At 63.8% G+C, this 19,244-nt stretch carries 15 protein-coding genes and 1 tRNA gene; 8 read left to right on the forward strand and 8 right to left on the reverse strand.

Annotated features, from left to right (window positions below; translation table 11 throughout):
• The first annotated feature begins 130 nt into the window (after positions 1-130).
• Genes RBB46_RS09610 through RBB46_RS09620 form a run of 3 tightly spaced genes read left to right on the forward strand, consistent with a single transcriptional unit; the run spans position 131 to position 3,488 of the window.
• Positions 131-1,333 carry an amino acid ABC transporter permease gene (locus tag RBB46_RS09610; protein WP_306028761.1) on the forward strand — a complete coding sequence of 401 codons (1,203 nt, stop codon included), beginning with the start codon at positions 131-133 and terminating at the stop codon, positions 1,331-1,333.
• A gap of 4 nt (positions 1,334-1,337) precedes the next feature.
• Entirely contained in the window at positions 1,338-2,639 is a 1,302-nt protein-coding gene (locus tag RBB46_RS09615; protein ID WP_306028762.1) for an amino acid ABC transporter permease, read from the forward strand.
• Between the two features lie 48 nt (positions 2,640-2,687).
• Positions 2,688-3,488 carry an amino acid ABC transporter ATP-binding protein gene (locus tag RBB46_RS09620; RefSeq protein WP_306028763.1) on the forward strand — a complete coding sequence of 267 codons (801 nt, stop codon included), beginning with the start codon at positions 2,688-2,690 and terminating at the stop codon, positions 3,486-3,488.
• Between the two features lie 139 nt (positions 3,489-3,627).
• On the opposite strand, the gene RBB46_RS09625 is transcribed toward RBB46_RS09620, so the two are convergent.
• The 4 genes from RBB46_RS09625 to RBB46_RS09640 all read right to left on the reverse strand — a co-directional run bounded on the left by RBB46_RS09625 (position 3,628) and on the right by RBB46_RS09640 (position 9,717).
• A complete protein-coding gene (locus RBB46_RS09625; protein WP_306028764.1) occupies positions 3,628-5,625 on the reverse strand; it encodes an EAL domain-containing protein in 1,998 nt (665 codons plus the stop codon).
• Between the two features lie 281 nt (positions 5,626-5,906).
• Entirely contained in the window at positions 5,907-6,728 is an 822-nt protein-coding gene (locus RBB46_RS09630; protein ID WP_306028765.1) for a response regulator transcription factor, read from the reverse strand.
• Positions 6,725-8,332 (reverse strand): PAS-domain containing protein, encoded by a 1,608-nt coding sequence (locus RBB46_RS09635; protein ID WP_306028766.1) that lies wholly within the window; start codon positions 8,330-8,332, stop codon positions 6,725-6,727. Before RBB46_RS09635 ends, RBB46_RS09630 begins: the two co-directional genes overlap by 4 nt.
• Positions 8,333-8,682: 350 nt before the next feature.
• The gene (locus RBB46_RS09640) at positions 8,683-9,717 is read right to left on the reverse strand and encodes a GlxA family transcriptional regulator (protein WP_306028767.1); all 1,035 of its coding nucleotides are present in this window, start codon (positions 9,715-9,717) and stop codon (positions 8,683-8,685) included.
• A 251-nt stretch (positions 9,718-9,968) separates the two neighbouring features.
• Between RBB46_RS09640 and RBB46_RS09645 the strand changes: the two genes are divergently transcribed.
• On the forward strand, positions 9,969-10,883 hold the full coding sequence (locus RBB46_RS09645) for a hypothetical protein (RefSeq protein WP_306028768.1): 915 nt from the start codon (positions 9,969-9,971) through the stop codon (positions 10,881-10,883).
• On the opposite strand, the gene RBB46_RS09650 is transcribed toward RBB46_RS09645, so the two are convergent.
• Positions 10,858-11,136 (reverse strand): PilZ domain-containing protein, encoded by a 279-nt coding sequence (locus RBB46_RS09650; RefSeq protein ID WP_306028769.1) that lies wholly within the window; start codon positions 11,134-11,136, stop codon positions 10,858-10,860. The genes RBB46_RS09645 and RBB46_RS09650 overlap by 26 nt on opposite strands.
• Before the next feature lie 229 nt (positions 11,137-11,365).
• A tRNA-Val gene (locus RBB46_RS09655) sits at positions 11,366-11,440 on the reverse strand.
• Between the two features lie 339 nt (positions 11,441-11,779).
• Here RBB46_RS09655 and RBB46_RS09660 point away from each other — a divergent pair.
• Entirely contained in the window at positions 11,780-13,747 is a 1,968-nt protein-coding gene (locus tag RBB46_RS09660; RefSeq protein ID WP_306028770.1) for a methyl-accepting chemotaxis protein, read from the forward strand.
• Between the two features lie 176 nt (positions 13,748-13,923).
• Positions 13,924-15,060 carry a GNAT family N-acetyltransferase gene (locus RBB46_RS09665; RefSeq protein ID WP_306028771.1) on the forward strand — a complete coding sequence of 379 codons (1,137 nt, stop codon included), beginning with the start codon at positions 13,924-13,926 and terminating at the stop codon, positions 15,058-15,060.
• A 7-nt stretch (positions 15,061-15,067) separates the two neighbouring features.
• On the opposite strand, the gene gph is transcribed toward RBB46_RS09665, so the two are convergent.
• Positions 15,068-15,742 carry a phosphoglycolate phosphatase gene (gene gph, locus RBB46_RS09670; protein WP_306028772.1) on the reverse strand — a complete coding sequence of 225 codons (675 nt, stop codon included), beginning with the start codon at positions 15,740-15,742 and terminating at the stop codon, positions 15,068-15,070.
• Positions 15,743-15,875: 133 nt separating this feature from the next.
• Positions 15,876-17,645 (reverse strand): methyl-accepting chemotaxis protein, encoded by a 1,770-nt coding sequence (locus tag RBB46_RS09675; RefSeq protein ID WP_306028773.1) that lies wholly within the window; start codon positions 17,643-17,645, stop codon positions 15,876-15,878.
• A 241-nt stretch (positions 17,646-17,886) separates the two neighbouring features.
• Here RBB46_RS09675 and rpiA point away from each other — a divergent pair, with 241 nt between their 5' ends.
• Together rpiA and RBB46_RS09685 are read left to right on the forward strand one after the other, a co-directional pair.
• Positions 17,887-18,582 (forward strand): ribose-5-phosphate isomerase RpiA, encoded by a 696-nt coding sequence (gene rpiA, locus RBB46_RS09680; RefSeq protein ID WP_306028774.1) that lies wholly within the window; start codon positions 17,887-17,889, stop codon positions 18,580-18,582.
• Between the two features lie 61 nt (positions 18,583-18,643).
• Positions 18,644-19,189, forward strand: a complete 546-nt coding sequence (locus tag RBB46_RS09685) for a DUF2059 domain-containing protein (protein ID WP_306028775.1) — start codon at positions 18,644-18,646, stop codon at positions 19,187-19,189.
• Positions 19,190-19,244 lie beyond the last annotated feature (55 nt).

The raw sequence follows: 19,244 nt of genomic DNA on the forward strand, positions 1-19,244 counted from the left end.
ATGATGCGCCGGGCCGATTTTTCAGTGAAAACCGAGCCTGGACAAACCGGGCCGGGCACGCCCGCAAAGCGGGTTGGTTTTACGGATCAGGCTGAAGACAGCCGGTCCGGGCGAGGGGAACTTGTCTGACATGACACCTGCGAGCTCTGCCTTTGGCGAGCAAACGGGCGGCGCATCGGGTACATCCTGGTTCTACAATCCGCGCGTGCGCGGTGTGGTCTTCCAGGTGCTCGTCGTCGCTTTCCTTTTCGGGATGCTTGCCTTCTTCGCCTACAACGCGAAGATCAACCTGGAACGCGCTGGGATCGCTTCCGGACTCGGGTTTCTCTCCGAGCGCGCCGGCTTCGATATCTCGCAGACGCTGGTCCAGTACACGAATGACAGCAGCTATTTCCGCGCCTTCCTCGTGGGCCTGCTGAACACGCTGCTGGTCGCCGCGATCGGTATCGTGATCGCCACGGTGCTCGGCTTTATCGTCGGCATCTCGCGGCTCTCCAAGAATTTCGTCATTCGCCAACTCGCGACCTGGTATGTCGAGTTGCTGCGCAACATCCCGCTGCTGCTGCAGCTGCTGTTCTGGTACAAGGCCGTGCTGTCGGTGCTGCCGTCGCCGCGCCAGTCGCTGGAACCGATGTCCGGGGTGTTCCTCAACAATCGCGGCCTGATCCTGCCGGAGATTGTCGGTCAACCGGGATCCTCGCTGATCGGCTACGCGCTGATCGCCGCCATCGCCGGCGCCTTCGGCCTGTCCCGCTGGGCGCGCAAGCGCCAGTTGGCGACGGGCAAGCAGTTCCCCAGCGGCTTTGTCGGCCTCGGCCTGATCCTTGGCCTGCCGCTGCTGGCCTTCCTGCTGGCCGGCATGCCGGTGGAACTCGCCTATGCGGAGCTCAAGGGCTTCAACTTCCGTGGCGGCGTCGTCGTCAACCCGGAATTCATGGCGCTTTTGCTCGGCCTGTCGCTCTACACCGCCGCCTTCATCGCGGAGATCGTGCGTGCCGGCATCCTGGCCGTCTCGCACGGCCAGACGGAAGCAGCGTTCTCGCTCGGTCTTCGGCCGCGGCGCACGCTGCAACTCGTCGTCATCCCGCAGGCGATGCGGGTGATCATTCCGCCGCTGACCAGCCAGTATCTGAACCTGACCAAGAACTCCTCGCTCGCGGTCGCGATCGGTTATCCCGATCTGGTCGCGGTGTTCGCGGGAACGGTGCTCAACCAGACCGGCCAGGCCGTTGAGGTGATTATCATCACGATGCTCGTCTACCTCACCCTGTCGCTGCTCACCTCGGGCTTCATGAACTGGTACAACGCGCGCATGGCGCTGGTGGAGAGGTAGGGCGATGACCACCAACAAGATCGCCTACTTGCGCAAGGACGAAGCGCCCCGCCTGCCGCCGCCGGTGACCAAGACCGGTGTGATCGGCTGGGCACGGGACAATCTGTTCGACAGCGTCGCAAACTCGATCCTGACGATTGTCGGCATCGCCATCCTGGCGCTGATCCTGCCGCCGGTCATCAACTGGCTGTTCATCGACGCGGTCTGGACCGGCACCGGCCGCGATGCCTGCATCGCCGAAGGCGCTGGAGCCTGCTGGGCCTTCGTCTATGCCAAGTTCGGTCAGTTCATGTATGGCCGCTATCCGGATCCGGAGCGCTGGCGGGTGGACCTGACCGGCCTCCTTTTGATCGCCGGCCTGGTGCCGGCGGCGATCCCGCAGGTGCCGTTCAAGCGGGAGACGGTGATCTACCTGCTGGTCGTCTTCCCGATTGTCGGCTTCATATTGCTGACCGGCGGCAATGTGGATATTTCCGGCACCTTCTGGCTTGGTTTTGCGATCATCGGTGGCGTTCTTCTGGCCGTGACGACGATGGTGTGCATGAACGCCGGCATCCCGCTCACCGGACCGCTGACCGCGGTCTTGTCCGGAGGGGCCGCGTTGGCGCTCGTCTTTGGCGTGGTGTCCTTCGACTTCGGGCTCGTTTATGTCGAAACGCAGCTGTGGGGCGGGTTGCTGGTGACCCTGGTGGTTGCCATCGTCGGCATCGTTGCCTCGTTCCCGCTGGGTATCGTCCTGGCTCTCGGGCGCCGGTCGAAGCTGCCGGCGGTGAAGCTGATCTCGGTGATCTTCATCGAGTTCTGGCGCGGCGTGCCGTTGATCACCGTGCTGTTCATGTCCTCGGTGATGCTGCCTCTGTTCCTTCCTGACGGCGTCAATTTCGACAAGCTGCTCAGGGCGCTGATCGGCGTCGCACTGTTTGCCTCCGCCTATATGGCCGAGGTGGTGCGCGGCGGCTTGCAGGCGATCCCCAAGGGGCAGTACGAGGCTGCCGACGCGATGGGCCTGTCCTTCTGGCAGGGCATCGGTCTGGTGATCATGCCGCAGGCGCTGAAACTGGTCATCCCCGGCATCGTCAACACCTTCATCGGCCTGTTCAAGGATACGAGCCTGGTGCTGATCATCGGGTTGTTCGACCTGCTCGGCATCGTGACGCTGAACTTCTCGGACTCCAACTGGGCCTCACCCAACACGCCGGCGACGGGCTTCATCTTCGCCGCCTTCGTCTTCTGGATCTTCTGCTTCGGCATGTCGCGCTACTCCATCTACATGGAGCGCCGCCTGCATACCGGTCACGCGCGCTGACGCGTGCGGACCCCGGAGCGACCGACATTCGAATTTGGAGCAAGTGACATGAGCGAGAACGCAGTCGAGGCCGAAGACATCCGCGCCGTCCGCAGCAAGATGACGGTGTCGGACACGGATGTGGCCATCGAGATCACCAACATGAACAAGTGGTACGGGGATTTCCACGTGCTGCGCGACATCAACCTGAAGGTCATGCGCGGCGAGCGCATCGTGATCTGCGGCCCCTCGGGGTCGGGCAAGTCGACGATGATCCGCTGCATCAACCGGCTTGAGGAGCACCAGAAGGGTTCCATCGTCGTCGACGGGATCGAACTCACGGACGATCTCAAGAAGATCGACGAGATCCGCCGCGAGGTCGGCATGTGCTTCCAGCACTTCAATCTCTTTCCGCATCTGACGATTCTGGAAAACTGCACGCTGGCGCCGATCTGGGTGCGCAAGATGCCCAAGGCCAAGGCCGAGGAAATCGCCATGCACTACCTGGAGCGGGTGAAGATCCCCGAGCAGGCGAGCAAGTATCCGGGGCAGCTGTCCGGGGGGCAGCAGCAGCGCGTCGCGATCGCCCGTTCGCTGTGCATGAGCCCCAAGATCATGTTGTTCGACGAGCCGACCTCGGCGCTCGATCCGGAGATGATCAAGGAAGTGCTCGACGTGATGGTCGGTCTTGCCGAGGAGGGCATGACCATGCTTTGCGTCACCCACGAAATGGGATTCGCCCGTCAGGTGGCCAACCGCGTCATTTTCATGGATGCGGGTCAGATCGTCGAGCAGAACGAGCCCGAGCCGTTCTTCACCAATCCGCAGCATGAGCGCACCAAGCTGTTCCTCAGCCAGATCCTGCACTGAGGGCAGGGCACGGCGCGCGGACGCCTGTGTCCGGTGTGCCTGCCGTTGCGAAGCGACAAGAGCGAAAGGCGCGGGTCCGCTATGGTCCGCGCCTTTCGTATGTCCGCGCAAGGGCGTGAACCGGTTCGTGCGCGGCTGTCTATGCCGGCAACGCGGCTTCCGGACGGTTCTGCCTGAGAGCGAAGGCCAGGGCATCCTCACGCGGCATGGCCTTGGCGAAATGCCAGCCCTGGACGATGTTGACGCCGAACTCTCCCATCAGACGGTTCTGCTCGGCATCCTCCACGCCCTCCGCGACGACGGAGTAACCAAGGTCGCGGCACAGGCCGGCCAGCGTGGAGTAGAGCATGCGGCCGCGCTCGGTCGCCGTGTTGTCGAGCAGTTTCTTGTCGAACTTGATGGTTCCCACGGGAAAATTGGTGAGGCCGGAGAGATTGGAGTAACCGGCACCGAAATCGTCGATGGAAATGGACATGCCGGCCTCGTTCAGACGCTGCAGGTTCGGCACCAGTTCGCTGGATTCCCGGATGCCGCGCTCTATGATTTCGATCGTGACACGCTGTCCTGCCAGTTTCTCGATCAACCAGTCGACAAAGCCCCTGTCGGTCAACGTATCGGGATGCAGGTTGAGACTGACCCGGATCTGCGGGGCGACCTCGGCAATGGATGCGATGTCTTCCGCCGCACGGGTGCACACCCAACGGTCGACAATGCTGGCAAAGCCCGCGTCTTCCAGCGCTGAGAGGAAATAGGGGCCGGAAATCGTGCCGTCCTTGCGCCGGAAGCGCATCAGCGCCTCGAAGCCGACGCAGTGGTGGGTCTGCGTGCAGATCAACGGTTGATAAAAAAGCGTGAGCTCGCCCTGGCGCAGGTCGTCAATGGCGGTCCTGGCGTCCCAGTGGGCCTTGAGGATCTTGCCCTGCATCGACTGGAAATTCTTGGCCTGCTGGCGGCGGAAGCGTTCGTCGATATTCAATGTCTCGCCGAGCAGGCTGCGCAATTCCGGAACGTTTTGCGACTGGCCGAAGCGGCGCACGAAGGGAATGTAGAGAGCCGTGCTCATCGTCAGGAGAGCGCCCTGCAGGAGGAGAGCCGAAATTCCTTCGCCCCTGATCAGGGCGTTGACGCCGATGGGGGTGATCCACGACGCCTCCGAGGCGATGAAGCCGATGCCGCCGAGAACGACAAGCGGATAGGCGATGGCGAGATTGGCGAAGGGGACGAGCAGGAAGGGCCAGAAGAGACGCAGGTTGAAGACCACCGGCAGGCCGTAGACGATGATCTCGGATATGTTGAAGAAGGTGAAAGGCAGGCCCGCAACCGCGATGATCCGCATGTGCCGGTCACGAGAGGCGATGAGGACTGCCAAGGCGATCGAGATCGCAGCGCCGGATCCGCCGAAGCCGACAAAGAGATTGATCAGGTTGATGCGGCTCAATCCGCTTGCGACCTCGCCGCCCAGATAGTCGGGGCTCACCACCAGGTTGAGGACATTGTTTCCGTGCAGGCCGATGAACCAGATGATCTGGTTCACGATCACGAAGATCGACAGGCCAGTGAATTCGGGAATGTCGTCGATGCGCAGCGGTACCCATTGAGTTATGTCGGCAAGAAACCCGCGACCGGCGTGAAGGAGTGCGAGGCTGAAGAGGAAGGCAACGAGGAAGGGGGCCAGAAGGTTGAGGATCTGCGCCAGATTGCCTCCGACCAGGGTCTCGTCGACGAGCTTGCGATTGAACCGCTGGACATGATGAAAGATCGTGTGGGCGACGATCGGCGCGACAAGAGATGTCAGCATGCCCGATGGCGCAATGTAGAATTCGCTTTCGGTCCGGACTCCATAGGCATCGACCAGGAAGACGAGTATCGAAAGACCGGACCCGATGGCGCGGTTCGTGTTGAAGAGAAAGGAGACGTGGTAGGAGACCGACAGGGCAAGGAGCAGTGGAAACAGCTGCCGAGTGAAAATCGATAGGGTTTCAAGTCGTGGAAGGTGGCGCCACTTGGGTGCCAGCGCCAGTAGTGCGCTGTGGGCCAGGATCAGTATCGCGCTTAATGTCAGATAGGGGATGAGTGCAATAAAGGATTCCTGAATTGCAAACCTGAGGCTGCCAAGCAGGCTTTGAAAATTTTTCATTTCATTGCTTTCAGTATGGCCTCAAGCCAACATATCCAGCTGGCATATTGGCGGCAAATGGTTTTGTTTTCTGGAAAGTCATTTGAGCTGAAAACATTTGAACTGAAAACATCAACGGAAATGATGACGAAAAGTGGCAGTGACAAGATGCGGAAGGCGCGGGTCCCCATCATCGCCGGACACGGCCACGGGCCGAAGGGTGCCGGCGCCGTGCAGGCAGGAGATACGGTGCGGTTTCCGGCATCGCCGGCGACAAGGCGATGCCGGTCAACGGGGATCCGTCACGCCGGCTGCAGGCAGCCCATCACCAGCTTGAAGATGTCGACCGGCCGATAGGGATACTCGATGAACTCGTCGACCCCGGTTTCCGCCAGGCCGCTGCGGACGCCGTCCGTCATGTGCGGCGGTGCCAGCAGGACGATCTTTCCCTGCTTCGGGCGTACGCCCGAGTTGGTCATGTATTGCAGGAAGAAGTGGACGATCTTGCTGTAGACGAGAAACACGAGGTCCTGCGACCCGATGTCGAGGCTCTTCGTCTTCAGTTTCTCTTCCGGGACGAGGGTCACCTCGCATCCCAGTTCCTCCAGAGCGGCGCGGATCGGTTCCGTGACCTTCGGCATGCCGCTGACGATCGAGACGCGAAGCGGGCGCTTGTGCGCCTCGCGCGACTGGCGCACGGCTTTCTCGATCTGCATCAGCTGCGTCTTGTGCGCCAGGCTGATGCGCTCGACTTCCTTCAGCCGCGTTTCGAGCGTCGCCAGCAGCATGTCGAAGTCGAGCGGCTTGGTCAGATAGTCGTCGGCGCCAAGCTTCTTGCCCTGGATGATGTCCTCGCGGGTGGCGAGGGCGGTCAGGAAGATGAAGGGCACGCGCGTCAGGTGCGGCAGGTCCTTGCGGATGCGCTCCAGAACCTCGGGGCCGCTCATGTTGGGCATCATCACGTCGCAGATGATCAGATCCGGCGTCTGGGCGGCGAGGCGCTCCAGCCCTTCCTTGCCGTTGGAGGCCGTGAGAACCTCGTAGCCGGCCTCCTCGAGTTCTTCCCGCAGGTCCTCGAGCAGAAGCGTCTCGTCCTCGATGCAGAGTATCTTTTTCTTGGTCATGTCACGGCCTCGCCTGAGAGGGGGGTGCCGGTGGTTTCCCCATGATGGGGAAGGCGGATCTCCACGACCGTGCCTCGTCCGACCTGGCTGGTGACGAGCAGCTGACCCCGGTGTTCCGAGATGATCATCTCCGTCATGTTCAGCCCGATTCCGGTTCCAGGAATGCCGCTGGAGGTGGAAGCACGATAGTAGCGATTGAAGATCTTCGGGATCTCGTTCTCGGGGATGCCGACCCCCTGGTCCACGAAGCGGATGACGGCGAAGCGGCCGTCGGTCAGCCCCTCGACGCGGATGCTGGCCTTGCCGGGAGAATACTTGATGGCATTGGACAGGATGTTGCTCACGCATTGCTCGACAAGGCGGGCGTCGATCGTTGCACTGTCCGGCAGGCCGGCAAGATCGGTGTCGATGCGATGGGTGGTGCAGACGCTCTGCTGGCGCGTGCAGACACGCCGGATGAGTTCCTTGAGCGGGGCGGGCTCCGGTTTGATCTCAAGCGCACCCGACTGGTGCTGGGAGAAACTCAGGAAGCGGTTGATCAGATACTGCATCCGGTCGACCGATTCCCGGATGTTGGCGAGACGCTTGGTGACCGCGTCCGTGTCCAGTACCGCTTCGGCCGCCGTGTCGGCGAGACGGTCGAGGCCGCGCTTCAGGCGTTGGGCGTTGCTGTCGATGATGGCGAGCGGGGTGCGAAACTCGTGCGAGGCCATCGACACGAACTCGCGCTGCATCTCGTTGATTTTCTGCTCATCGCGCAGCATCTTCACGAGCTTGTCGGTGTGCCGTTGCAGCGCGCGGTGCTGGTTCTTGAATGTCGTCACGTCAGCGAACTTGTAGGTAACCATCCCGTTCCCGCCGGTGGCGCGCCTGCTGACGCGGTACCATCTGTCCTTGGCCATGCGGAACTCGCACGGCGTCTCGGGATCGATCTCCAGCCCCTCAAGGGCCTCCGCCAGGCCGGCCGGGCCGAAGCGCTGCATCATGGTGACAATGTCGGCACCTTCCGCGGCCCAGCTCCGCTTGCTTGGAAACAGGGCATCGAAGGTCTCGTTGGTGAGGATGATGCGGCCCTGCATATCGACGACGACAAGGCCGTCATTGACCGCATTGACCGCGTTGACCAGCAAGTCGTGACCCTTGCGCAGTTCGACGGTGCGTTCTTCCAGTCGCTCCTCGAGCAGGTCGCGCTTTTCGGCATCCGCGATTTCCCTGTGATGAGCCTCGGTCACGTCGGTGTAGATCGTGACGAAGCCGCCATCGGGCATCGGGGTTCCCTGAACCCGCAGGACGGTGCCGTCCGGGCGGTGACGCTCGAAGTCATGCGCCTCGCACCGGCGGGCAAGCGCCACCCGGTCCTGGACGAGCGTCTCCACGTCGCCGGGACCATAGTCCCCGCGCTCGGCGTTGAAACGAATGAATTCCTCGAAGCTGGCCATGCGTTCGATGAGGTCGACGGGCAGGTCGAGCAACCGTCTGGCCGTTTCATTGGCCAGCACCAGCCGCAGGTCGGGATCCAGCACCGTGATGCCCTGGTGCACGGTGGCCAAAAGGTGCTTCAGCACGCTTCTTTCAGAACTGTCGTCCCGGATGAAATGGTTCACTTGGAGGTCCTGTTCTGGGAACGCTCTGGTTGCGGTTCTCGACTAGAGCACGAAGGAAGAAGATTCGAAGCTGAAGTCAAAAACAGGCTTAACAGGACCTTTCAAGAACGGCCTTCGACGTCGCGGAACGCTGGATTGATGCCAGGTGCTCAGCCTGTGTGACGCACACGCCCAGGCCCTGTCGGGCTGCCAATTCGCAAGCCAGTGCAACAACTTGGGGTTTCATGAGAGATGGAGCGAGGGTAATCGCAAGCGGCCGGTCGGTGCCGGCGCAGCTCTGCCTCCGCATGACTACCTAGGCCGTCCAGGCGTCCTCGTTTTGCGGGTGCCGGCAGCGAAGGTTTGTCGTGTCAGCTGACCGTCACGAGACGCGCGGCGGCACCTCGCATGGGCGCCTTGCGTCCGCCCTGCGCCCAGAAATAGGACTGTCGCTCCTCGGTCGGGGTGCAGTTGTAGCGCTCCCGGTAGCACTTGGTGAAATGCGAGGTCGATGCAAAGCCACAGGCTATCGCCACGTCGAGCACCGCGCGGTTGGTGCGGCGGAGCAGGTCGCGGGCCGTTTCCAGCCGGAGTTTTAGATAGTACTGGCCCGGGGTGCAGTCGAAATGGCGGCGGAACAGCCGTTCGAGCTGGCGCGGGCTGAGGTTCACCGTCATCGCCAGCTGCTGGCAGGAGAGCGGGTCCTCGATATGCAGGTCCATGATGCGGATCGCGTCGAGGATCTTGACGTTGGAGATGCCGGTACGGCTCTCCAGGTCGTGACGCTGCGCGCTCTCGCCGGAGCGCATGTTCTGGTAGAGCGCGACTTCGGCCACCTCATGCGCCAGATAGGCGCCGTGCTGGATGGCGATGACGCGCAGCATCATGTCGAGCGCAGCCATGCCGCCGGCGCAGGTGATGCAGTTGCGGTCGATGGCGAAGAGGTCGCCGGACACCTCGATCTCGGGGAATTCCTCGCGGAAGGAGCGCAGGTTCTCCCAGTGGATGGTGCAGCGACGGCCGTCGAGAAGGTGGTAGCGGGCCAGTACGTAGGACCCGGTGCAGACCGCGCCATAGGTGCGCCCGCGCGCGTTGAGCTTGCGCAGCTTGGTGCCGAGCTCCTTGGGCAGCGGAATGCGCTCAACGTCGACCCCGGAACAGATCAGGGTGATGTCGGCGTCCTCGATGTCGGCGATGGCGCCATTGACCGACATGTAGCAGCCGTTGCTCGCCTGCACGGTGTTGCCGTCGACCGAATAGGTCTTCCAGGAATAGAACTCGTCGCCGAGCACCCTGTTGGCGATGCGGATCGGCTCGATGGTCGAGGTGAAGGCGATCAGCGAAAACTGATCCAAAAGGATTAGAGCCACCGATTGTTTTTCAGTGGTGCCGGTCTGTGCCGTCATGCGCTGCGCCCGATCTGTAGACGTCTGGAAGGCTTATGCTTCTTGTTCCGTTTAGTTTGTGAGCGCCCATCAGGCTTGTCAAATAAATTTGGCTTTGAATACATGTGAATGCAGCTTATGGCTGAAATCATGAAATAAACGGGGTGCGCTTCAACAAAATGTCATGGCCGCCGCCGTCGATGAGCGGTGAACGCATGCTCAATCCCTTGTCGGCAATGATGGGCCGTCGATGAAGGGGGCGGCGAGGGGGCTTGTCCGAACGAACCCATGCCGGCTTCGCTATGCGGACGCCGTTCGAGCGACGCTATGTGAAGGACCTCGCCGCGAGCGCTCATCCGGACGCGGTCCGCGCCTTCAATGCCACACCGCCTGTCCGGCGCAAGTATTTCGCCGGCGCGCGCGGAATGTACAGGCCTGAGCACCACTATGTGGTGGCGCCGCCGCGCTGGGAGTGCACGGCGGAGGGAAAGGTCTGGCTCGGCGTGTTCGCCCACGAAATCGGACATGCCATCGACATGCACGGGCGAGGCGTGGCGAGGGCGCGCTCGATTGCGCTGGCGCCGGCGATCCGCCGCGACCGGGCCCGGCTTGGCGCGCGTATCGCCGCCGAACACCGGCTGCCGAAGCGCCAGAGGGGATGCGGGGGAGCCGGTGGATTGTGCCGCTTTCCCGCCGGGGCGCGTGCGGTTCTGCTGCGCACGCTGCCGCATGCCATGGCGGCGGCGACCTTCGCACGGACCTGGCACGACGGCGCGCCGCGCGAGGCGCTGCGGGACCTCGCCGAACGAATGACGCCAATTGAGGTTGCGGGGCAAGATCCGAGGCGCAGCCGGCAGGCCCGCGAGACCGCGCGGCTGATGGCCTATGCGCTGGCAACCGTCGGGGACTTTATCGGGGCCGTCTACGACCTTGAAGGCGGCGGGCGCTCGCGGGGCTATTACAACCGCTTTCCGGCCGTATCCGGGCCTTCCCTGACGGTCGGCCATACGGCGGAGGCCTTCGCCAACGCCTTTGTCTCGGACGTGCTGGAGGGGAGGGAACTGCTATCCTACCTGACGCGGACCGCCGCGCCGAGTACGCATGCGGCCTATCGAAACCTGCTTGCCGGCATCGGGCGTGCGGGGCCGGAGGGCGGGAAGCTCAGTCGAGATTCTTCATCCAGGTGATGGGCTCGGCGAATTCCACGCCGATCTCGTTGTCCTTGCGCCAGATGATGGTGAGTTCGGCGCGAATGTTCTCGGGAAGGAAGACAAGCTCGACTGTGCCGTCTGTGACCAGCGGCGTCTCCAGCTTCAAGCGGGCACCCTTCGAGGACATGTTGAGGATGCGGCAGTCGATCCCGAATCCGCCCTTTCCGGCGAGTACGACGCGCCCCTGTTTCAGCGTTCTCACGCGGGCCTTCTTGCGAGAGTCGTCCATCAGCAAATTCCTTGTGCCCCTGTGAAACGGGGCGAACGCAGGTGCGGCAGCGTGAGCGGTCCCATTGTTTCACCGTCGCCTGCCGGGTCAATATGTTCCGTAGCGTTACGTTGTTGCGCCGTCATCTGCAAGCCGCAGGGCGCGCATGCGCTTCCTCGAAGCGAATCCGGAGTGCGGACCTGCTCGAAGGCCGGCCGCAGCGGTTGGTTTTGTAGGGGAACCAAAGGAATGGTGGGCGATACTGGGATTGAACCAGTGACCCCTCCCGTGTGAAGGGAGTGCTCTCCCGCTGAGCTAATCGCCCTGGCCGTGTCGGCTGGTGGCGGAGGTCTATTATAGGTCGGGGGGATAGGCAATAGGCAAATGACGTTTTCGAACAGGCACGGCAGGCAAGGCAGGCACCCGGCGTGGCCATCGGGCGCCAGCACGTCGTCGCGACGTATTCGGCCCCTGCAGGAGAGGCTCGCTCAAGCTTGCCGTCCCGGATACGCGCGCGACGATTGCGGTGCGTGGTGTATACACGCCTTTGGTTCGTGATGACGTAGAGTGAGTATTCAATTGTTTGGTTACGAATCAGGCGTAGATCTGCGGCAAATCTGTTCCGCGTGATGTCTTTTCGCGGTGATCTTACGGAGAGTTTCGTATGCCAATCAGCAAGATGTCAGTCGGCGGCAAGGGACTCATGACCCGCATCCTTGCCGCGGCGACGATGGTGATCGTGTTCGTGTTCGCGGGCTTCGCCTTCTACAACGATGTGGCGAAGCGTGCCGGCACGGCTGAAAAGGTCACTGAGAACATGACCACTCTCGGCAAGGCGATGGCGCGCAGCGTCGAGACCTGGCTGGGTGGTCGGGTTTTGCTCACCGAAATGGCGGCACAGGGGCTCAAGGATCTGCCGAACAGGGAGGTTATGCCCGAGCGATTCAATCTTCCCACGCTCGTTACAACCTTCGATATGACCTATTACGGCACCTCCGAAGGCGCGATGATCAGCTGGCCGTCGACGGAGATGCCCGAAGGCTACGATCCGCGCAAGCGGCCGTGGTACGAGGCGGCGGTGGCGGCGAAGGGGCCGACGGTCACCGAACCCTATCTCGATGCCACGTCCGGCGGACTGACGGTCACCGTGGCGGTGCCGCGCATGATCGGGGAAACTGTCGCCGGCGTGGTCGGCAGTGACTTCGCCATCGATACCGTGCGCCGCATGCTGGCGGAATCCGATCTCGGCCCGCTCGGCTATCTCTTCATCACAGACGCGTCCGGCAAGATCCTCATTCATCCGAAGGCGGAGATGATCTCCAGGACGCTGGCGGAGGTGTTCCCCGGCGAGACGATTTCCCTGTCCAGGGACCTGCAGCCGGCACGCGACGCGGCGGGCTCCGACCGGCTCGTGCGCTTCGAGCCGATCCCGGGCCTGCCGGGCGTCGACTGGCATGTGGGCATGTCGCTCGACCGCGACGTGGCCTATGCCGAAGTGGCCGAATTCCGTCAGACGGTCCTGGTCGCGGTGCTGATCGCCATCGCCGTGATGTTGCTGACGCTTGGCACCGTGTTCCGCCGTCTGCTGGCGCTGCCGCTCAACAGCATCACCTCGGCGATGAGCCGGATCGCGGATGGCGACCTTGCCATCGAAGTGCCGGGCCTGGAGCGCCGCGACGAGATCGGTGCGATCGCCGCCGCCGTCGAGGTGTTCAAGGCCAACAGCATCGAGCGGGAGCGGCTTGAGCAGGCACAGCAGGCCGAACAGGCGGCCAAGCAGCGGCGTGTCGAGGCCGTCGACCGGATGATCGATCTGTTCGGCGCCGACGTCAGCTCGGCGCTGGAGACGGTGACCTCTGCCACGGCCGAGGTCGAAGGCACGGCGCGGCAACTTTCCGCCACCTCGCAGGATAGCGCGCAAAGCGCCACCGCGGCGGCCGCCGCGTCCGAGGAATCGGCCGTCAACGTGCGCTCCGTCGCGGCGGCGTCGGAGGAACTGACCTCCTCCATCGCCGAGATCGCCAACCGGGTGGAGACCTCCAACCGCATCGCCGGCCGTGCTTCCGATGCCGCGCAGCAGACCAATGCGACGGTGCACAGCCTGGTCCAGACGACCGACAAGATCAGCCAGATCGTCAGCCTGATCAACGACATCGCCGCGCAGACCAACCTTCTGGCGCTGAATGCGACGATCGAGGCGGCCCGCGCGGGCGAGGCTGGCAAGGGGTTTGCCGTCGTGGCCGCCGAAGTGAAGAGCCTGGCCAACCAGACGGCGTCGGCGACCGAGGAAATCGCGACGCAGATCCAGGCGATGCAGGCGGTGTCCAACCAGGCTGCAACAGCCATCGAGGGGATCGGCGAGGTCATCGGCGAGATGAACCTGATCTCCTCGGAAATCGCCGCCGCCGTCGAGCAGCAATCCGGAGCGACCAACGAGATCGCCCGCAATGTGCACGAGGTGGCAAGCGGCACGCAGAACGTGTCGGAGACCTTGTCGCATGTTTCGCGCGGGGCCGCGGAAACCGGCGAGAGCGCGACGGTTCTGCTGACCGCGGCCACCTCGCTGGCGCGTCAGTCGGATACGCTGCGTGACCGCATCAAGGGGTTCTTGAGCGATATCCGGGCAGCCTGACCCGCCGCGGGCTCTGGCGGGAGAACATGCAAGGGGCGCGGGCGACCGCGCCCCTTTTGCTTTGTTGGGCGCGAATTTCGGCGCCGGACGTAACGTCCGTTTAAACTTGGGGTGTAAAGATTGTGGTGTCGACAACTATGCGTGTGTGACCCTGGTAACCGGATGGCGGAGCGAGGATGCTGCGGGATGCGAAGGACGGGCCGACGTCCGGGGACTTGACGAGTTGCCATGCGGGCCGGGCGATGCAGCGCCAGGACCTGTCCGCGGTGGCGGACTTGTTCGCCAGGGTGTTTCGCGGCGGTGTTCGCGCGCCCGATGACGGGCTGGAAGCGTATCTGGAGACGTTGTGCTTCGGCAGCCCTCACTGGACACCGCAGACGGGAAGCCTCGTCTATGAGGCGCCACCGGGGGAAATCCATGCGGCGATCCTGTCCGTGCCGATGCGCTTCCGGGCGGATGGGGAGCCGATCGTCGGCCGGTTGTTGGGCAGCTTCATGGCGGATGGCAAAGAGGGCAAGCGGGGGGCTGCCTGGTTGTCCCGTCATTTCAGGGCCCGTAATCACGATCTCCTGTTCTCCGACACCGCCCGCGCGGTCAGCGCCGACCATTGGCGGGTGGCGGGCGGGCAGGTGCTGCCCATTCACAGCCTCGACTGGACGCGCGTCTTCCGGCCGCTGGGAAGCATTGCCCTGCGGCTTGAGCGGGGGCGCAGCCGCACCGGACGGGCGCTGGCGTATCTTCCTTACGCTCTTCCCGACACGCTCCTGCGCAAGGCACGCCCTTCGTTGTGCGCGCAGATGCCCGCGGGATACGGTATCGAGGAAACCGACAGAGCGGGTTTTCTTGCGGCCGCAGGGTCAATGCTCCCGCGTTTCACGGTCCATCCGGACTGGGATGCGGCGGAACTCGACTGGCTTGGCGAACTTGTTGCCGGCAACAGGCACCTGGGCCCCTTGCACCTGAGGCTGGTGACGGGCGGCGATGCGAAGCCCGTGGCCGTCTATGCCTATTGCGGCAACGGCCGGGGAAAGGCGACGGTTCTCAACCTGCTGTGCCGCGAAAGACGGGAGGCGGACGCGGTATCGGCCCTGTATGCCGAACTCGATGCTGCCGGCTACGCGCTTGCCGGCGGCATGGTCCAGCGGTTCCTGATGACGGCGCTGCAGCGCCATCGGCACGTTTCGTTCCGTCACCGCGGCTTCTTTTGCATCGCCAGCCGGCGCGATGCCGTCAATGAGGCGGCACGACAGGGGCAGTTCTATGCGGGCGGTTTCGCATCGGAGACATGGTCGCGGCTGCTTACGGATTTTTAGCCTGCGGTCAGCGGCCTGCAAGACCGGCCAGCGCTTCTGCGAGCTGGTCGAAATGGTCGATGACGGCATCGGGGCCCAGTTCCGAGACCGGCGTGTCGGTGTAGCCAAAGGTGACGGCGACCACCGGCAGCCCGGCGGCGCGCGCCGCGTCGATGTCGGTTCGGCTGTCGCCGATCATCACCGATCCCGCAACACGGCCCCCGCTCTGCTCTATCGCCCCGAGAAGCGGCATTGCGTCGGGCTTCGGACGGGCAAAGGTGTCGGCGCCGACCACCGTGCGAAACCGGTCGATCAGGGCCAGTTCGCGAAGCAGTTCGCGGGCGACGACCTCGGTCTTGTTGGTGCACACGGCCATCTGCCAGCCGGCATCGCGCAAGGTGTCAAGCGCATCCACGGCGCCGGGGAAGGGGCGGCTCAAGGTGGCGATGTCGGCGCGGTAATAGGCGATGAAGTCACGGTTGAGCCGCTCGATGGTCTCTGGCGACGGTTCGCTCACGCCGCTGTCTGCGAGCGCCCTGCGCAGCATTGCCCGTCCGCCCTGGCCGAAGAGATGGCCAAGGCGTTCCACGCTGATCTCGTCGTGGCCTTCGGCGCGCATCACAGCGTTGATCGCGGCGGCAAGATCGTGGCTCGTGTCGACGAGGGTACCGTCGAGATCGAAGAGAAGAACCGGTGAAGACATCGGGGGCGCTCCGCAGGGGTCGGACAGCGCCTTATACAGGCGCTTGTCGTGCGGTGCGAGGGTCAAGACCGGCGCCGGGGAACCACGGCGTGGCCGGGCGGTATCCCCGCAGACTTCCGGCTATCCGGACGGTCTAAAGTTTGTAGGCCGTGCGGAAGGCGCCCCAGTGACGGTCGTTGATGACGATCGGGGCATCGACCTCGCGCATCCAGATGATTGTGCCGTTGCCCATGTCGCGCGGATAGGTCTGCACCAGGAAAGGGCGGGTGTTGCGGGCGGCGCTCAGACCGGCGCGGTCGTCGAAGATGCGCCTGTTGCGGCAGTTTGCGGCGTTCCAGGCCGGATCGCCCGCGCGCTGCGGTTTGGAATAGACGAGATTGTGCACCGGCAGGTAGCCGTTGCGGTCGACGGAGGCGCAGAACGCCATGCCGGTTCCGTCGGCGCGGCCGAGAATGTCTTCCTGGATCGGCGGCAAGATCCGGTCGAGCACCGCAAGTGCCCGGTTGGACACCTGGCGCGGGTCGGTGCCCTCGATCGGCTGGTAATCGGTGTCGAACAGGTCTTCCAGCGTCAGGTCGTTGCCCTGGAGTGCCGTTTCCATGGCCTCGATGACCCGCCGGGCACCGTCCTGCGCGCATTCGATGGACGGGTTGAGTTCGGCGCGCACCCGGGCGAGCACATCGACAAGCCGGCCGGTGAAAACCTCGCCAGGCTCCTCAAAGGCGCAGTGCATGCCGTTTTCGGAGACGGCGACGATCCGCAACGCCGTGCGCCCGAGACCGTCGATATCGGCCGTGGCCTGGCCGGTCGAGCCATTGGCGGCACCGTCCTGCGGCACCAGCAGCACGCCGCCGGCGGAGATGTCGCGCGTCTTGACCGGAACGCGGGCGCCGCCCTGAGTGACCGTACCGGTCATCTCGACCGGCAGGCGGTCGTCGTGGCGGCGGTCGCCGATGGTGGTCTGCCGGATCATCATGGTGAAGCGGTTGTTGAGGCTCGTTCCGAGCGCCAGCATCTGGCTGGAGGCGTTTCCGGCGGCCGTGCCGGCGCGCTCGGCGCTGTCGGTGGCGGCGGCGATGGTCGAAACCTTGTCGGTCACCGCGCGCACGAAATCCGCCGTCTGGCGCGCGGTCTCGCCCACCGACTTCGAGGTTTCCATCTGCTGGCCGACGGCCTCCGCGACGGCGGAGAAACTGGGCAGGATCTCGCCGATAACGCCGATGATGCGGTCGACGGCGTGAATGCTGCCTTCGGCAGACTGCTGCAGCCGGGCGATATTGGCGACAATCTCGTCGGTCGCCGTCTGGGTTTCCACCGAGAGTGCCTTGACCTCGTTGGCGACGACGGCGAACCCCCTGCCGGCTTCGCCGGCGCGCGCCGCCTCGATCGTCGCGTTCAGCGCCAGGAGGTTGGTCTGCTTGGCGACATCGGAGATCAGGCGGACCACGTTGGCGATGTCGTCGATCGCCGTCTTCAGTTCCTGTATGCCGGCATTGGCGGTGTCGGCCACCTGCCGGGCCTCCTCGGCAAGCTTGCCGGAGGTGCGGACCTGGGTGTCGATCTCGTTGCTGGCCGCCACCAGGCTTTCCACCGATTGCGACAGATGATGGGCGGTTTCGTCGGCATGCTGGGATTCGGAGCGCAGCGCTTCGGAATGTCCGCGAATGTCGGAGAGCAGCAGGAGCTGCTCGCCGACCCGCTCCCGCAGTTCCTCCGCGCCGGAGCCGATGCCGGCGGCGGCCGCGCGCAGGTCGGATTCGATCAGGTCGAGCGTCAGGGAGGTCTGATGGTCTCGCCCGAGCGAGGTCGTCTGCGCCTCCGTTGGCGCGCCGGTCTCCTCGATCTCTTCCAGAACATCAGTTATTTCAATAACTTTACGACGGGATGCCGGAAACAGGCGCATATTTTTTTCTCCGAGGACGTAACTTCCCCAAGGGACTCTGGCTTTTTCTTCATTCAAGGGTCGCAGATTTACTTGAACTGTTGGTTAACGATGTAATTGCGCAACCTTCGACTTTCGCCGCATGCGCGGGCAACCGCGCTGGCGCCGGTCGAGGGGTTCTTTGCCTTGCGCGGTTCCCATGCTAAACCCGCGCGACGCTGGCTGTGGTCGGCCCCGCAACCTCAAGGACAGACGGAACGGAATGAGCGAAGACCTGAAGCGACTGGCCGCCGAAGCGGCGCTTGACGAGGTTCGTCACGGCATGCGTCTGGGCATCGGCACGGGATCGACTGCAGAACATTTCGTTCGCGCGCTGGCGGAGAAGGTGAGGGAGGGGCTCGAGGTCATCGGCGTACCGACATCGGAGCGCACCGCAGCTTTGTGCCAGGACCTGGACGTTCCGCTGACGACGCTCGAGGATTGCCCGGAGCTGGACCTGACCGTTGACGGCGCCGACGAACTCGACGCCAGGCTCTGCCTGATCAAGGGCGGCGGCGGCGCGCTTCTGCGTGAAAAGATCGTGGCATCGGCCTCCACTCGCATGATCGTGATCGCCGACGCGAGCAAGAAGGTGGAGGCGCTTGGAGCCTTTCCCCTGCCGGTGGAAGTGGTGCCGTTCGGCCTTGCCTCGACGCGCAACGCGATTGCCCGCGCGCTTTCCGGACTTGGTTACGAGGCGCCGATCTGGCTGCGTGGCGGAGATACGCCTTTCGTCACAGATGGCGGACACCATATTCTCGACATCGACATGCGCCAGATCACCGATCCGGCGGCGCTGTCGCGCGCGTTGCTCGATATTCCGGGCGTCGTCGAGCACGGACTTTTCATCGGCATCGCGGATGCCGCCTATCTCGCCGGAAAAACCGGGGTCGAGCGCCTCGTTCCGGTGACCGAATAACCTGACGGCGCCGCCCGGCCGCAATGGCCGGCTGCCCGATCACTTGCCCATGGAGTACCCGATGTTTCGAAATAGCCGGAAGACCGCGACGATTGCCGCAACGGCCCTCGCGCTTGTCCTGTCGCTGGGCCAGCCGCTCACCGCGCAGGAAGGCTTCACCGACGAGCATATCGCGGCGGCGCGCGACGCGGTCTCTTCCGCCAACGCCATCCGTGCTTTCGACAACGTGCTGCCGTTGATGGCCGACCGGACACGTACGCTGTTCATCCAGAACAATCCGGCCAACACGGCGATGATCGACGAGGTCGTGAACGAGACGGCCCTCGGGCTTGCCGAGCGCCGGCCGGAGCTGAACCGGGTCGTCTATGAAGTCTGGGCTCGGCGGTTCACCGTCGAGGAGCTCAAGGAACTGGCCGCGTTCTACAAGACGCCGTTGGGGCAGAAGTATTCCAAGGTCGAGCCGGAACTGCGCGCGCTGTCGATCGGGGCGGCCAAGCAGTGGGGCGACGTGATCTCGACGGAGATGGTGACCCTGGTGCGTGAGGAGCTGACCAAGCGCCTCGCCGCACAGGAAAGCCAGGCGACGCCCGAGGCGCCGGCACAGTAAGGGCATGCCCGGCCAGATGCCGGGCGGTCCTTTCGGCACGGACGGGTGCAGGGGC

The sequence above is a fragment of the Stappia sp. MMSF_3263 genome, from assembly GCF_030733745.1.
Taxonomy (GTDB): domain Bacteria; phylum Pseudomonadota; class Alphaproteobacteria; order Rhizobiales; family Stappiaceae; genus Stappia.